The sequence below is a fragment of the Streptomyces sp. NPDC046716 genome (assembly GCF_040645755.1).
In the GTDB taxonomy this organism is placed as follows: domain Bacteria; phylum Actinomycetota; class Actinomycetes; order Streptomycetales; family Streptomycetaceae; genus Streptomyces.
Map to the genome: position 1 here is coordinate 18,886 of NZ_JBEYYU010000031.1, position 14,307 is coordinate 33,192.

Below are 14,307 nucleotides of genomic sequence, written 5' to 3' on the forward strand. Positions count from 1 at the left end.
CGCGGCCGCCCCGATCGGTACCTCGGCAGCCATCCCGGCCGTCGCCCTGGCTGCCGTACGGACTGTCGCCCCGATCGCCACCTCGGCCACCGTCCCGGCCGCCCCGATCGGTACCTCGGCAGCCATCCCGGCCGTCGCCCTGGCTGCCGTACGGACTGTCGCCCCGATCGCCACCTCGGCCACCGTCCCGTCCGCCACCTCGGCCACCGTCCCGGCCGCCCCGATCGGTGCCTCCGTCGCCGTCCCGGCCATCGGCCTGGCTGCCGTGCCGGTCACCCCGGCCATCGCCCCGGCCGTCGTCCCGGCCCCGGTGGTGGTCATGAGAAGAGCCGCCGCCAGGTCTCCGGGCCGGGATAGCCGTCGGCCGACGCGCCCCGCCAGCCCTGCGCGCGCTGGAACGCCTCGACGGCCCGCCGGTCCGCCTCGCCCCAGCGCGGGCCCGGACCCTGCGCGTAGTACTTGCCGAATCCTTTCTTCACGAGCCGCTCGCCGAGCTTCGTCACGGCGGCGCCGCTCGCGCCCGGCCGGAACGCCGCCCGGCCCGGGAAGGCCGGGACCTTCGTGGCACTGGCCCCCTTGGCGCCCGACGCGCCCTTGCTCGCGGCCGGGATGTCCTTGCCCTTCCCGGTGACCAGGTACGACCAGGTCGTCGGGCCGGGGATGCCGTCGGCGTCGGCGCCGCTCCAGCCCTGGGCCTTCTGGAACGCCTGGGTCGCCTTCCGGTCGGCGTCGCTCCAGCGCGGGCCAGGGCCCTGGCTGTAGAACCGCTTGCCGCCGCGCTCCACGAGCAGCCGGCCGAGCTGGGTGACGTAGGCGTTGTTCGCCCCGGGACCGAAGGATCCGGCGCCCGGGAACTTCGTGGTCGAGGTGCCCGCGCCCGAGGTGGAGCCCGCCTTCACGCCCTTGTAGCGGTAGGCGAGGTACTTGCCGGAATTGCTCCAGTACGCATACGGGGTGGACTGTTTCCTGGTGCCCGGGCGGGTCTGCTCGTAGGCGATGTAGTGGTTGCGCGTGTAGTCCGTCCACCCGCCGAAGATGGTGACGTGCGAGCCCTTCTCGGGGTCGGACGGGTTGTGGAAGAGCAGGATGTCGCCGGGCTGGAGCTGCGCCTTGGTGATCCGGGTGCCGTACGCCGCGAGGCTGCCCGTCCACTCGTTGCCCGGCAGGTCCCAGGCCATGGAGACGAAGCCCGAGCAGTCCTGGCGGTAACCGTCGTTCCAGTACTTGTCCATGCTGTACGGGACCTTGGCCGCCACCCAGGTCTTGGCGCGGTTGATGATCGCCGCCCGGGTCGTGGTGCGCAGCGCCGTCTGCTGCGTCAGGTCCACCGCGTTCGCGGCCTGGCCCGGCGCTCCGTGCAGCGGGCTGGTGCCGCCCTGCGGGGTGACGTCGTCGTCGCCCGGCGCGGGGTCACCCGGTCGCGCCTCGTGCTGCCCGGCCGCGGTGGCCGGGGTGAGCTGGACACCGCCGATGACGGTGCCGGCCGCCGCGGCGACGGCCAGGGCGTGCCGCGCGCCGAGCCGGGTCCGTCCCGGCGGCGGTGCGGTGCGCCGCCACTGGACGCACCCCGCGCAGCGGCAGCCGCCCGCCGGGTCGTAGTCCTCGAATACCGGAGCCTCCATGCGATTCCCCTCACACTCCAGAGCCGCCAATGAACTGACGAGCCTCGCCGTCGCACGCTGGCAGCGTCTCAACTGTCCGGACAAACCGCATGTTGACGGTCCGAATGATGTAAATCCCCACAAATCCCCCTCCCGCTCGGCGCGTCGCCTGGCCAACGGCGGTCCGGAGCACCCCGGGAGTTCGGGTAAAGTTATGCAGGTCAGCGGGCGCCATTAGCTCAGTTGGTTAGAGCAGCGGACTCTTAATCCGCGTGTCCGGGGTTCGAGTCCCTGATGGCGCACAGCAAGCCGAAGGCCCTCCACGAGCGTGGAGGGCCTTCGTCGTTCATGTGTCCGAGTGGCGGGTTTTTGGTCGCACAGGAAACACATAGGCCACTCACAGTCGCGGGCGATATGGGATCGCTGCACATTAAGGCCGGTAAACACCGTGTTTCGATCCGTATCGACCTTGCGATCATGAGGTGGGGCGCTCCAGGCTGTCCTGGAGCCTTTGGCTCCAAAGAGTCTTACGGTGCACGGCAGTTGCCACCCGCTCGGCGGGGGTGCCGAGGCGGGGTTCGGCGGGAGTACGGCGCGATCCGGTTGCTCAAGGCGCGGGGACGGGGGCCCCGTTCATGAAGCGATGTCGAGGGGGGCATCATGCAACCGGAAGGTTGTCGTTCCAGTCTTAGAGAGGGTGGGACGGTGGCCAGCCACTGATACGCCCGGGGATGGTCGAGGGGGACCGGTCACGGGCGGAGGACCGACGACCACGCGGTGACTCGCGTGCGGGGGGATGACTCAACATGACGTCGACGCCGACGGGTGCCCGCGGGCAGTTCGACCCGTCCGAGACGACCCAGCTGCGGGTGCCACCGCACCGCACCGGCGGCTTCAAGCGCATAAAGAAGACGCTGCCGCGCTACGACTACGAGCACTACAGCCGGCTCGCCGGGCCCCTCACCCAGCCCGATCCGAGCAAGCCGTACACGGTGCAGTACCGCTCACTGCTCTCGCAGGAGCCGCACCGGATCCGCGCGGCGCTCATGCTGGGCGCGGCCCCGCTGCTCTCGCTCGTGCTGCTGTTCTGGCTGCTCCAGCCCGAGCACTGGACCGAGCGCGACTACGTGCAGTACGACTTCCTGCCCGCGCTCGACATCGTCATGCTCGTCGCGATCGGCCTGATCGAGCTCTTCCGCTGCATGAACGTCCTGTCGAACGCGCACGCGACGCTGGTCGCGAGAGACCCGATCCCGGTGGTGCCCGAGACCGGTACGAGAGTGGCGTTCCTGACCTCCTTCGTGCCCGGCAAGGAGCCCATCGAGATGGTGACGAAGACCCTGGAGGCGGCCGTCAAGCTGCGCCACCGGGGCCTTCTTCACGTCTGGCTCCTCGACGAGGGCGACGACCCGGAGGTCAAGGAGGTCTGCGCGCGGCTCGGCGTGCACCACTTCTCCCGCAAGGGCGTCGCGAAGTGGAACCAGGCGAAGGGCCCGCACCGCGCGAAGACCAAGCACGGCAACTACAACGCCTGGCTGGACGCGCACGGCGGCGACTACGACTTCTTCGCCTCCGTCGACACCGACCACGTGCCGATGCCCAACTACCTGGAGCGGATGCTCGGCTTCTTCCGCGATCCGAACGTCGGGTTCGTCATCGGCCCCCAGGTGTACGGCAATTACGACAACTTCGTCACCAAGGCCGCCGAGTCCCAGCAGTTCCTCTTCCACGCGCTGATCCAGCGCGCGGGCAACCGCTACGGCTCGCCGATGTTCGTGGGCACCTCGAACGCCGTGCGGATCAGCGCCCTGAAGCAGATCGGCGGCCTGTACGACTCGATCACCGAGGACATGGCGACCGGCTTCGAGATCCACCGCCACAAGAACCCGGCGACGGGGAAGAAGTGGCGTTCGGTGTACACGCCGGACGTGCTGGCCGTGGGCGAGGGCCCCAGCGCGTGGACGGACTTCTTCACGCAGCAGATGCGCTGGTCGCGCGGTACGTACGAGACGATCCTCAAGCAGTACTGGAAGGGCTTCTTCACGCTCCCGCCGAGCAAGCTCTTCAACTACACGATGATGATCATCTTCTACCCGATGGCCGCCATGAACTGGATTCTGGCGGCGCTGAGTTGTGCCCTGTTCCTGGGCCTCGGCGCCTCGGGTGTCAACATCGACCCGACGGTCTGGCTGATGCTGTACGGCAACGCGTCGGCGCTGCAGATCGGCCTCTACATCTGGAACCGCCGGCACAACGTCTCGCCGCACGAGCCCGAGGGCTCCGGCGGTGTCGCCGGTATGGTCATGTCCGCGCTGTCCGCGCCGCTGTACGCGAAGGCGCTGATCGACTCACTGCTGCGCCGCAAGAGCAAGTTCGTCGTGACCCCGAAGGGCGACTCGGCCAGCCCCGACCGGTGGTTCGGGACCTTCCGCTACCACTGGTACTTCATCGTCATCTTCGGCGCCTCGATCACGGCCGGCTTCGTCCTCGGACACGCGCACCCGGCGATGATCACCTGGGCCTGCTTCGCGCTGCTCATCACCGCGCTGCCGATGTTCGCCTGGCGCTACATGCTGCGCCAGGACAAGAAGAAGCCGAAGCCGCCCGCGGCCGAACCGGCCGACCAGCCGCACACCGGCCGCCATGCCGCGCCGCAGCACGGCGCACCGCAGCAGAAGCCCACCTGGGTCGCCGGCGAGGGCAACGACCAGACCATGCAGATCTCCCTGGGGGGACGTAACAAGTGAAAGACGGTGCGAGCCGACGCCGTGCCCGACGGATAGCCATCGGCACGGTGGTGGTACTGGCGATCGCCGGGATGAACGGTCCCTGGCTGTATCGCTTCGGATCGGCCAAGTACCACGAGTACAAGATCAACAGACCGGAGTACAAGGCCGAGAACGGGCACTGGGACGTCATCGACTTCCCCAAGGACCTGCGCCTCAACACGATCCACGCGGCACTGCTGCACACCGGGAAGATCCTGCTGATCGCCGGGTCGGGCAACAACCAGAAGAACTTCGACGCGAAGAAGTTCGACACCCGGCTCTACGACCCGGTGAAGAACACGATCAAGAGGATCGACACCCCGACCGACCTGTTCTGCACGGGCCACACCCAGCTGGCCAACGGCAATCTGCTGATCGCGGGCGGCACCAAGCGCTACGAGAAGCTCAAGGGCGACGTCACCAAGGCCGGCGGCCTGATGATCGTGCACAACGAGGACCCGGACGAGCCGAAGACCATCAAGGCCGGCACGAAGTTCACCGGCAAGGAGAACGGCAGGACGTTCGTCGCCAAGGACAACATCGTCGTCCCGCGCGCCAAGAAGGTCTTCGACCCGGCGACCGGCGCGTTCGTGCGCAACGACCCGGGGCTCGGCCGGGTCTACGTCGAGGCGCAGCGCTCCGGCACCAAGTACGAGACGGGCACCCAGGACAACTACCGGGTGCAGGGCCTCACCGGCGCCGACGCGCGCAACGTGTACGGCATCGCGCAGAAGCTCGCGCTCGACAAGAAGGACTTCCAGGGGATCCGCGACTCCTACGAGTTCGACCCGGTCGCCGAGAAGTACATCAAGGTCGACCCGATGAACGAGGCGCGCTGGTACCCCACGCTGACCACGCTCTCGGACGGCAGGGTGCTCTCCGTCTCCGGCCTCGACGAGATCGGGCAGCTCGTGCCCGGCAAGAACGAGGTGTACGACCCGAAGACGAAGAAGTGGACGTACCTGACCAAGGACGTCCGCCAGTTCCCCACCTACCCCGCGCTGTTCCAGATGGAGAACGGCAAGATCTTCTACTCGGGGTCGAACGCGGGCTACGGCCCCGACAACGTCGGCCGCAAGCCCGGCATCTGGGACCTGACGAACAACAAGTTCCAGAAGATCCCCGGCCTGTCCGACGCGAACATGATGGAGACGTCGAACACGGTCGAGCTGCCGCCCGCGCAGAGCCAGAAGTACATGGTGGTCGGCGGTGGCGGCGTCGGCGAGTCCAAGCTGGCCAGCGACAAGACCCGGATCGTCGACCTGAACGCGAAGAACCCGGAGTTCACCGACGGCCCGACGCTGGAGAAGGGCACCCGCTACCCGCAGGCGTCGGTCCTGCCCGACGACTCGGTCCTCGTCTCGGGCGGCTCGGAGGACTACCGCGGCCGCGGTGACTCCAACATCCTCCAGGCCCGGATCTACGACACGAAGACCAACGCGTTCAAGCGGGTCGCCGACCCGGCGGTGGGCCGCAACTACCACTCGGGGTCGCTGCTGCTGCCCGACGGCCGGGTGCTGTTCTTCGGCTCGGACTCGCTCTACGCCGACAAGGCCGACACCAAGCCCGGCGTGTTCGAGCAGCGGCTGGAGATGTACACGCCGCCGTATCTGTACCGGGACTCCCGCCCGACCCTGGAGAGCGGCCAGAAGACCATCAGGCGCGGCGGCTCGGCCACGTACGGCACCGCCCACGCCTCGGCCATCAAGACGGCGCGGCTGATCAGGCCGAGCGCTTCCACGCACGTCACGGACGTCGACCAGACGTCGATCGCGCTGGACCTGAAGAAGTCCGGCGACTCGGTCACGGTGACGGTGCCCAAGAGCCGGTCACTGGTCGAATCGGGCTGGTACATGCTGTTCGTGACGGACGATCAGGGCACGCCCAGCAAGGCGCAGTGGGTGCACGTGCCGTAGCGCCGCACGCAACGGCCAGAGGGGCGCGGGGAGTCGATCCCCGCGCCCCTCCGGTTTTCTTGTCACGAACCGGCGTTGGCCAGCTTCACCGCGTACGCGCCCCACCAGGCGCCGGCCTTGGGCCCGCCCTTGCAGGTGCCGTCGGACTCGCCCGGCCGCTTCACCCACAGGTACGCCTTCACCAGCGGGTCGCCGGTCTTCGTGGTCGGTGTCTCGCCGAGGGCCCGCCCCGGCGGGTTGCACCAGCGCTCGTCCGGATCGCCGCCCGTGTACGGCCCGTTGCCGTTGCGGCTGGTGTCGACGACGAACGGCTTGTCGCCGACCTTCGCCGAGAGCTCCTTGCCGTAGGTGATCGAGTCCTCGGTGGAGTAGAAGTTCGACACGTTCACCGAGAAGCCGTCGGCCTGGTCGACGCCCGACCGCTGGAGCGGCTGGAAGATCTGCTCGGGCTTGCCCCAGCCCGCGTTCCCCGCGTCCAGGTAGACCTTGGTGTCCTTCAGCGTCTTGAGCTTGGCGACGGCGCCCTTGAGCAGGTCGTAGCGCTCCTCGTGGAACTGTCCGGGCGTGCAGTTGTCCACCATGTGCTGCACCGCGTCCGGCTCCAGGATCACCGTCGCGGGCCGGTCGCCGATGCCCGCCGCGACCTGGTCGATGAACGCCCGGTACGCGTCGCCGTCCGCGGCGCCGCCCTGCGAGTAGTTGCCGCAGTCGCGGTGCGGGATGTTGTAGATGACGAGCAGCGCGTCCCGGTTGGCCTTCTGGGCGGCCTCCGTGTAGCCGCGCGCCTGCGATTCGGCGTTCTCCGGCAGGATCCACTCGCCGCTCGGCTGCTCCGCGATCTTGCGGACCGCCTTCGCCTGGTCGTCCTTGCCGTCCTTCTCCAGGGCGGCCACGGCCTCGGCCGCCTTGCTGTCGGGATTGACCCAGAACGGATCGGCGCTCTTCGGCTGCTGCCCGACCGGACGGGCCGAGCTGTCGTCGCCCTTCTTGTCGCCTCCGGAGGAACACGCGGACACGAGCAGCGCCGCCCCCACGACGACTGCGCCGGCCCTCAGTTTCCGGTACATCCACTCCCCCTTGGGTGCACTGTCTGGCCCTCAATCGTGACATACGCCGCCGCGCGGTCACGAGGCCGGAGGGCGCTTGTCAAAGAGCTGTTACAGCACGCCGGAGCAGGGTAGGCGCCGGGCGTCGGGGGCCTGGCCCCGGGGGGCGGAAGAGGTGGCACACATGTCGCAGGAGTCCCACGAACTGCGTCTCGCCGCAACACTGGTGGAGTTCGCCGACACCCTCATCGGTGACTTCGACCCCGCCCTCCACCTGAGCCGGCTGGCCGACCGCTGCCTGGAGTTCCTGGGGGCGCGCGGCGCGGGGGTGACCCTGCTGGAGGGGAACGGCCGGCCGGGCCCGGTCGTGCACGGCGCCCGGCAGGCGCCGCCCGTCCGCGAACTGCTGGAGTGGGAGCAGGAGTCCGGCCCGGTGCGCGACAGCCTGGCGCCCGGGAACGCGGCGCGGGCGGTGTCCCTGGTGTCGCGGGAGGCCGCCGCCCGCTGGCCCGAGTTCACCGAGGCCGCCCGCCGGTTCGGGATCGCGTCGACGTACGCGGTACCACTGCTGCGGCACGAGACGCTGCTCGGCGCGCTCAGCGTCTACGCCCCGCGTCCACCCTCCGCCGAGCGGGGGTTGGCGATCGCACAGACCCTTGCCGACGCAACCACCGTGGGGCTGCTCAACCATCGTGCCTACGCCCAGTACAGGCAGTTGTCGGGGCAGCTGAGAGAAGCGCTTGCCAGCCGTGTGCGGATCGAACAGGCGAAGGGCATGCTCGCCGAGCGCTGGGGCACGTCTCCGGACGGCGCGTTCGACACGTTGCGGCAGTATGCGCGCAGGAACCGGCGCCCGCTCGACCAGGTGGCCCGCGCGGTCGTGCACCGCGCGCTGACCGACGCGCAGTTGCGCCCCTTCAGGTCCGGACCTGCCTGAGAAGCGGCTCCCACCTGCGTCGACCACGCAGCGCCACCATCCTCGTACTTGGCGTCAAACACCCTCTATCCTGCGCGCCGCATCCGTCCTAGAGTCGGTCGCAGTGGCCCCAGACCTCGGCCTTCAGGACCGGGAAGGTTCCTCTCCCAGGGGAGCGATTCTCCTTCAAGCCTCCTGCGCCGGCGCCGGGTTACTCCCGCAGCCCGCTGCGCGCGCGGTCGAGGACCAGTCCGGCCGGCGGCTCCGGGGGGAGCGGGCCGCCGGCCGGCCAGGTGCGGTTCAGCCGGTCCGGTGCGCGGGCTCCTGGACGCCCGACAGATACGCGGAGACGACGACGTTCGCCGTATAGGTGCGCGAGGCCTTGTCGAAGGTGCCGCCGCAGGTGATCAGGCGCAGTTCGGCGCGGGACGGGTCGTGCGGGCCGTAGGCCTTGGCGGGGTCGAAGTGCGCGCGGTCGTAGACCTCGACCTCGTCGACGGTGAACGTGGCGATGGAGCCGTCGTCGCGGACCACCTTCACGGTGTCGCCGGGCTTCGCCTCGCTGAGGTGGTAGAAGACGGCCGGCTTCGTCTCGGTGTCGACGTGGCCGACGAAGAGGGACGTGCCCCGCTCCCCCGGCCGGGCGCCCGCTCCGTACCAGCCGACGACGCCCGCCTGGTCGTAGGGCGGCGGGTCGACGGCGCCGCCGCCGTCCAGGCCGCGGGCCACGACGGGTGCCTGGATGCGCAGCGCGGCGACGTCGACACGCTGCGGCTTCGCGCCCTTGACGGGCTTGTGGGCGGCGGGCAGATCGGCGCCGAAGGGGCGGCCGACGGCGGCGGCGTCGCCGGTGGCGGGCCCGGACAGGGACACGTCGGTGGCGCCGCGGCCCCACAGCCACAGGCCGAGGAGGAGCACCGCCCAGGCGATGCCCGTGATCAGCCGTCCCGTGCCGGGATGCTTGCTCACCGTGGGCTCGTCACTGCCGTGCGGACCGGCGGCGCCGGACGCTGCGGAAGGCCACGGCGACGGCGGCGACCGCGGCGAGGACGAGGCCGATGACGGCGTGCCGGGTGCCGGGGCCCTCGGCGGCCACGGCCGCCTGGCCGGTGTGCGCGGCGGCCGCCGGGTGGGCCGCGGTGCCGCCACCCCCGGCGTGCACGGGCGCGGTCGGCGTCGGCGCGGGGGTGTGGCCGCCCGGCAGCACCCGGACGCTGCCCTTGATCTCGGAGAGGATGTCGGGGCCGGGGCAGACCACGAGGATGTCGTAGGTGCCGGGGGCCGCGGAGGACTTCACCCGGGCCTCGCCGAACAGGGTCGGCCGATCGGCGGAGGGTCCGAGCCGCGCGGCCGACACGAAGGCCGCCGAGGTGGCCGTCCCGGTCTTCCCGGCGCAGCCGGAGACCCGCAGGTCGACCTCGGTGCCGGGCGGCACGCCGTAGGGGGTGACGGTGACGGATCCGCCGCCCTCCGCGTGGGCCGGGGCCGCGACGACCGGCAGCGTCACCAGAACGGCGGCCGCACCTGCGGCACGGAGAGCGAGCAGACCAGTACGCATCGTGAACCTCCTGTTACTGGCAGGTTCACGCGCCCGGCGGCATTCCGCATCCCGGGAGCCGCCGTGCGGAGGTCAGCCGGTCACACCAGGTCGACGAGGTCCGCGATGGAGTCGACGACGTGCGACGGCGTGAACGGGTACTTGGCGATGTCGGCGTCGCTGGTCAGGCCGGTGCGCACCAGGAAGGTCTGCATGCCCGCCTCCAGTCCGGCCAGCACGTCGGTGTCCATCCGGTCGCCGATCATGGCGCTGGTCTCGGAGTGCGCGCCGATCGCGTTGAGCCCGGTGCGCATCATCAGCGGGTTCGGCTTGCCCGCGAAGTAGGGCTGCTTGCCGGTGGCCTTGGTGATGAGGGCGGCGACGGCGCCGGTGGCGGGCAGCGGGCCCTCGGTGGAGGGGCCGGTCTCGTCGGGGTTGGTGCAGATGAAGCGGGCCCCGGCGTTGATCAGCCGGACCGCCTTGGTCATGGCCTCGAAGGAGTACGTGCGCGTCTCGCCGAGGACCACGTAGTCGGGGTCGTGGTCGGTCAGCACGTAGCCGATGTCGTGCAGGGCGGTCGTCAGGCCCGCCTCGCCGATGACGTACGCGGTGCCGCCGGGCCGCTGGGACTCCAGGAACTTGGCGGTGGCCAGCGCGGACGTCCAGATGTTGCCGACCGGGACCTCGAGGCCCATGCGGGTCAGCCGGGCCTGGAGGTCGCGGGCGGTGTAGATCGAGTTGTTGGTCAGCACCAGGAAGGGCTTGCCCGAGTCGCGGAGCTTCTTGATGAAGGCGTCGGCGCCGGGGATCGGCACCCCCTCGTGGATGAGCACCCCGTCCATGTCGGTGAGCCACGAATCGATGGGCTTGCGCTCTGCCATGGGGTGCACTCCTGCGGTCTCGCTGCGAAACAAGGGAACTGAGGGGCGCCGGGACCACTCTGTGCCGACGCCCCTCACCCTAATCAGGATTGGGTGATCGCGACCCCGTCGATCGTCCAGAACCAGTTGTTGCCGCCGGTGTACCGGAAGCGGACCTGCGCCGTGGTCGCCCCGGCCGGGACCTGGAGGGTCACGGTCTCGGTGCGGGAGGAGGTGTCGGCGGTGTACGTCTTCACGGAGACGGGGGCGGCGCCGCCGTAGGAGACCAGGACCTCGCCCTTCTGCGGGGACTCCTGGCGGTAGTACGTCGTGTACGTGAGGGTGGCCGTGCGGCCGCCGGTGACCGGGTAGGCGGGGCTGATCAGCGTCGAGTCGAAGGTGCCGGAGACGGTCCTGTCGGACCACTCGTCGCCGTCGGCCACCGCGAAGACGTTCCGGGCGCGGATGTTGGACTCGCGCTGCTGGTCGCGCTCGGCCCTGGTCCAGAACTCGTCGGTGGTGAAGGTCCAGCCGCGCCACTCGGTGACGCCGCCGGTGCCCATCGTCGAGTTGTCGACGGACCAGCCGCTGGGCGGGGTGTGCGTGAAGCCGACGACGCCGGAGCCGATGCCGCTCTCGTCGACCGGGCCGGTGAGCTTGGCGCGCAGGCCGTCGAAGTCGTCGGGGCGCGGCTGCTGGACGGGGCGGCCGTCCAGGCCCCAGGCCGGGTCGAGGGCGATGCCGAGGTGGGCGAGGGCGCTGGCCGCGATGTCGGGCATCTTCACGTCGTAGCGGGTGGATCCTGCGGTGACCGTACCGCCGACGGCGATCATGAAGGTCTGCCGCTCGGGCCAGGTCGAGCCGCCGTGGCCGCCCGCGTCGGTGTGTCCGTGGTCGGCGGTGACCATGATCAGCCAGTCCTCGGCCGCGTACGTGGACCGGGACTTCACCGCGTCGACGAGCTGCCCGACCTGTCCGTCGACGCCGTGAATGGCGTCCAGGTACTGCTGGCTCGCGGCGCCGTAGCTGTGGCCCGCGTGGTCGACGTTGTCGAGCTGGAGGAAGACCGCGTCGGGGTTGGCGCTCTTGAGCTGCGCGACGGCCCGGCTGGTGGTGCCGGTGTCGTACTCGGCGCTGGGTGTGGAGACGCGGGTGTCGACCTTCGAGGAGAAGACGGTGTCGGTGAGCGGCGCCCAGGAGGAGACGGCGTACGTGGACAGGGCGGGCTTCGCGGTCTCGATCCGGGTGAGGAAGTCCGGGTACTGGGCGAACTTGTGGCCGGTGAAGTTGTTGTCCTTCACGTTGTGCTTGTCGGGCCACACGCCGGTGATGAGCGTGGACCAGCCGGGCCCGGAGAGGGTGGGCGCCAGCGGGTTGGCGTAGATCGAGCTGGGGGCGGTGAGGCCGGCCGCCATCAGGGCCTTCAGGCGCGGGGCGTCGGCGTCCTTGACCCTGCTGAGGAGGGTGCCGTCGAGGCCGATGACCAGGACCTTGGGGGTCCGGGCGGCGCCGAGGGCGGTGGTGGGGACGGCGAGGGCGGCGGCCGCGGTGGCGGTGCCGATGAGCAGGGAGCGGCGGGTGAGCGACATGCGGTCCTCCGGGAGGTAAGGGCATGGCTTGGTCCAACGACCCCGATGACACAGGAGCGTTGGACCAGACCCGTTATCTTTTGGTGACGTCGGCGCGAATGGCCATGGACATTCGTCACCGCGCGATGGACTCAGCTGCCGGTGGCGGACTTCCAGTCGTCGACGTACGCGGTGAGGTTCTTGTCGATGTCGGTCCAGTCCGGCTCGAAGATCTCCACGCCGTCCATGATCTTGGCGAGGGCGATCGCGTTCTCGTCGGTGGCCTTGACGTCGGCGCGGGCGGAGAAGCCGCCGCCGATGGAGCTGACCTCCTGCTGCTGCTTCGCGGCGAGCATGAAGTCGAGGAGCTTCTTGCCGTTGGCGGTGTGCGGGGCGTTCTTCACGAGCCCGGCCGCGTACGGGAGGGCGAAGGAGGTCGGCTTGCCTCCGTCGGCCTTCGGGAACCAGATGCCGAGGTTGGGCATGTCCTTGGACTGGGCGTAGTTCATCTGCACATCGCCGTTGGCGACGTGGAGTTCGCCCTTGTCGACCTTGGGGGCGAGCTTGCCGGTGGAGGCGGACGGGCCGACGTTGTTGGCCTGGAGCTTCTTCAGGTAGGCCATGGCGGCTTCCTTGCCGCCGAAGTCGTGCATGGCCTTGACGACGACCGCGGTGCCGTCGCCGGCGACGCCCGGGGTGGAGTACTGGAGCTTGTTCTTGAACTTCCCGTCGAGCAGCTCGTCCCACGTGGTGGGCGGGGTCTTCAGCTCCTTCTTGTTGTAGATGAAGCCGAAGTAGTTGTTGACGACGGAGGTCCAGGTGCCGTCGGCGCCCTTGTCCGCGCCGTCGACCTGGTCGGCGCCCTCGGGGCTGTACTTGGCGAGCAGGCCCTTGCCGTCGGCCTGCTGGATGAACGGCGGCAGGGTGACGAGGACGTCGGCCTGCGTGTTCGTCTTCTCGCGCACGGCGCGCTGGACGACCTCGCCGGAGCCGCCCTCGACGTACTTGACCTTGATGCCGGTCTTGGCGGTGAAGTCCTTGAAGACCTTGTCGTACCAGCCGTCGCCGTTCTCGCCCTTGAGGCCGTCGGCGCTGTAGACGGTGACGGCCTTCTCGTCGGAGGCGGCGGAGCTGCCGCCGCAGGCGGTCAGGGAGGCGGCGAGGGCGAGGCTGCCGGTGACGGCGCCTGCGGCGGTGAGCGTGTTTCTGCGCATGGCGAGGTGAACTCCGTTGGAAGTCAGGGGTGTTGTCGTTGCGAGGGCGTTATCGGTACGAGGCTCTGGTGCGGATCCGCGACACGGCGAGCAGGACGATCAGCGTGGCGGCCATCAGGACCACCGCGATCGCGGAACCGGTGAACAGCGAGCCGCGGTCGGTGGTCGCGTAGATCTGCACCGGCAGCGGCATCCAGTCCGGCGGGTAGAGCATCATCGTGGCGCTCAACTCCCCCATGGACAGGGCGAAGCAGAGTCCGGCCGCCGCGTTCAGGGACGGCAGCAGCAGGGGCAGCTTCACCTTCCACAGGACGTACGCGGGCCGGGCGCCGAGCGACGCCGCGGCCTGTTCGTAGACCGGGTCGAGACGCACGATGGCGGCCGAGACCGACTGGTAGGCGAACGCCGTGACAAGAATCGTGTGCGCGATGATGACGATCCAGCGGGTGCCGTTGAGCAGCATCGGCGGCTGGCTGAACGCCACGAGCACGGCGAGGCCGACGACCACGGACGGCACCGCGACGGGCAGCACGAACAGCGCGTCCATGGCGCGCCGCCCGCGCTTCTTGAGCGACGCGGCGGCCAGCGCGGCCCACCCGCCGGCCAGCAGCGCGAGCACGCTCGCGGTGACGGCGGTGACGAGGCTGGTGGTCAGCGCGGTGAACGAGTCGCCGCTGGTGGCGGCGGAGTAGTGCTCCCCGGTGAACCCGGAGGGCAGGGCCCCGGACCAGTTGGTGGCGAAGGACGCGGCGACGATGACGAGCAGCGGCAGCGCGAAGAGGGGCAGGAAGAGCAGAAAGAAGAGGCTCCAGGCGGCCCATTTGCCCGGCTTGCTGTGAACGAGCATCAGCTGTCCTCTCCCGTCGGGCACAGGCGCCCCG

Annotated in this window: 11 protein-coding genes, 1 tRNA gene and 1 pseudogene; 4 read left to right on the forward strand and 9 right to left on the reverse strand. The window is 69.9% G+C overall.

Annotation, left to right across the window (positions count from 1 at the left end):
• Together ABZ930_RS22980 and ABZ930_RS22985 are read right to left on the reverse strand one after the other, a co-directional pair.
• Positions 1–321 (reverse strand): annotated as a pseudogene (locus tag ABZ930_RS22980) (hypothetical protein); the annotation flags it as partial.
• Complete coding sequence (locus ABZ930_RS22985; protein ID WP_361550587.1) at positions 318–1,622, reverse strand: peptidoglycan-binding protein; 1,305 nt, start codon at positions 1,620–1,622, stop codon at positions 318–320. The gene ABZ930_RS22985 and the pseudogene ABZ930_RS22980, both read right to left, overlap by 4 nt.
• Positions 1,623–1,829: 207 nt before the next feature.
• Between ABZ930_RS22985 and ABZ930_RS22990 the strand changes: the two genes are divergently transcribed.
• The 3 genes from ABZ930_RS22990 to ABZ930_RS23000 all read left to right on the forward strand — a co-directional run bounded on the left by ABZ930_RS22990 (position 1,830) and on the right by ABZ930_RS23000 (position 6,285).
• Positions 1,830–1,903: transfer RNA gene (locus ABZ930_RS22990), tRNA-Lys, on the forward strand.
• 504 nt (positions 1,904–2,407) lie between these two features.
• Entirely contained in the window at positions 2,408–4,348 is a 1,941-nt protein-coding gene (locus ABZ930_RS22995) for a cellulose synthase catalytic subunit (RefSeq protein WP_361550589.1), read from the forward strand.
• A complete protein-coding gene (locus ABZ930_RS23000; protein ID WP_361550591.1) occupies positions 4,345–6,285 on the forward strand; it encodes a kelch motif-containing protein in 1,941 nt (646 codons plus the stop codon). The genes ABZ930_RS22995 and ABZ930_RS23000 overlap by 4 nt, the downstream gene beginning before the upstream one ends.
• Positions 6,286–6,347: 62 nt before the next feature.
• Here the strand turns inward: ABZ930_RS23000 and ABZ930_RS23005 are convergent, their stop codons facing one another.
• The gene (locus ABZ930_RS23005) at positions 6,348–7,352 is read right to left on the reverse strand and encodes a glycoside hydrolase family 6 protein (protein ID WP_361550593.1); all 1,005 of its coding nucleotides are present in this window, start codon (positions 7,350–7,352) and stop codon (positions 6,348–6,350) included.
• A gap of 163 nt (positions 7,353–7,515) precedes the next feature.
• On the opposite strand from ABZ930_RS23005, the gene ABZ930_RS23010 reads away from it, so the two are divergent.
• Complete coding sequence (locus ABZ930_RS23010) at positions 7,516–8,268, forward strand: GAF and ANTAR domain-containing protein (protein WP_361550595.1); 753 nt, start codon at positions 7,516–7,518, stop codon at positions 8,266–8,268.
• 279 nt (positions 8,269–8,547) lie between these two features.
• On the opposite strand, the gene ABZ930_RS23015 is transcribed toward ABZ930_RS23010, so the two are convergent.
• The 6 genes from ABZ930_RS23015 to ABZ930_RS23040 form a co-directional block, all read right to left on the reverse strand.
• Positions 8,548–9,216: a class F sortase gene (locus tag ABZ930_RS23015; protein WP_361550597.1), complete on the reverse strand. Its 669-nt coding sequence runs from the start codon at positions 9,214–9,216 to the stop codon at positions 8,548–8,550.
• 10 nt (positions 9,217–9,226) lie between these two features.
• Positions 9,227–9,805: a hypothetical protein gene (locus ABZ930_RS23020; RefSeq protein ID WP_361550599.1), complete on the reverse strand. Its 579-nt coding sequence runs from the start codon at positions 9,803–9,805 to the stop codon at positions 9,227–9,229.
• Between the two features lie 80 nt (positions 9,806–9,885).
• A complete protein-coding gene (locus ABZ930_RS23025; RefSeq protein ID WP_361550601.1) occupies positions 9,886–10,665 on the reverse strand; it encodes an HAD-IIA family hydrolase in 780 nt (259 codons plus the stop codon).
• 83 nt (positions 10,666–10,748) lie between these two features.
• Positions 10,749–12,233 carry an alkaline phosphatase family protein gene (locus tag ABZ930_RS23030; RefSeq protein WP_361550603.1) on the reverse strand — a complete coding sequence of 495 codons (1,485 nt, stop codon included), beginning with the start codon at positions 12,231–12,233 and terminating at the stop codon, positions 10,749–10,751.
• A gap of 131 nt (positions 12,234–12,364) precedes the next feature.
• Positions 12,365–13,426: a 2-aminoethylphosphonate ABC transporter substrate-binding protein gene (locus tag ABZ930_RS23035; protein ID WP_361550605.1), complete on the reverse strand. Its 1,062-nt coding sequence runs from the start codon at positions 13,424–13,426 to the stop codon at positions 12,365–12,367.
• A 49-nt stretch (positions 13,427–13,475) separates the two neighbouring features.
• Positions 13,476–14,273 carry an ABC transporter permease subunit gene (locus tag ABZ930_RS23040; RefSeq protein ID WP_361550607.1) on the reverse strand — a complete coding sequence of 266 codons (798 nt, stop codon included), beginning with the start codon at positions 14,271–14,273 and terminating at the stop codon, positions 13,476–13,478.
• Positions 14,274–14,307: the final 34 nt, after the last annotated feature.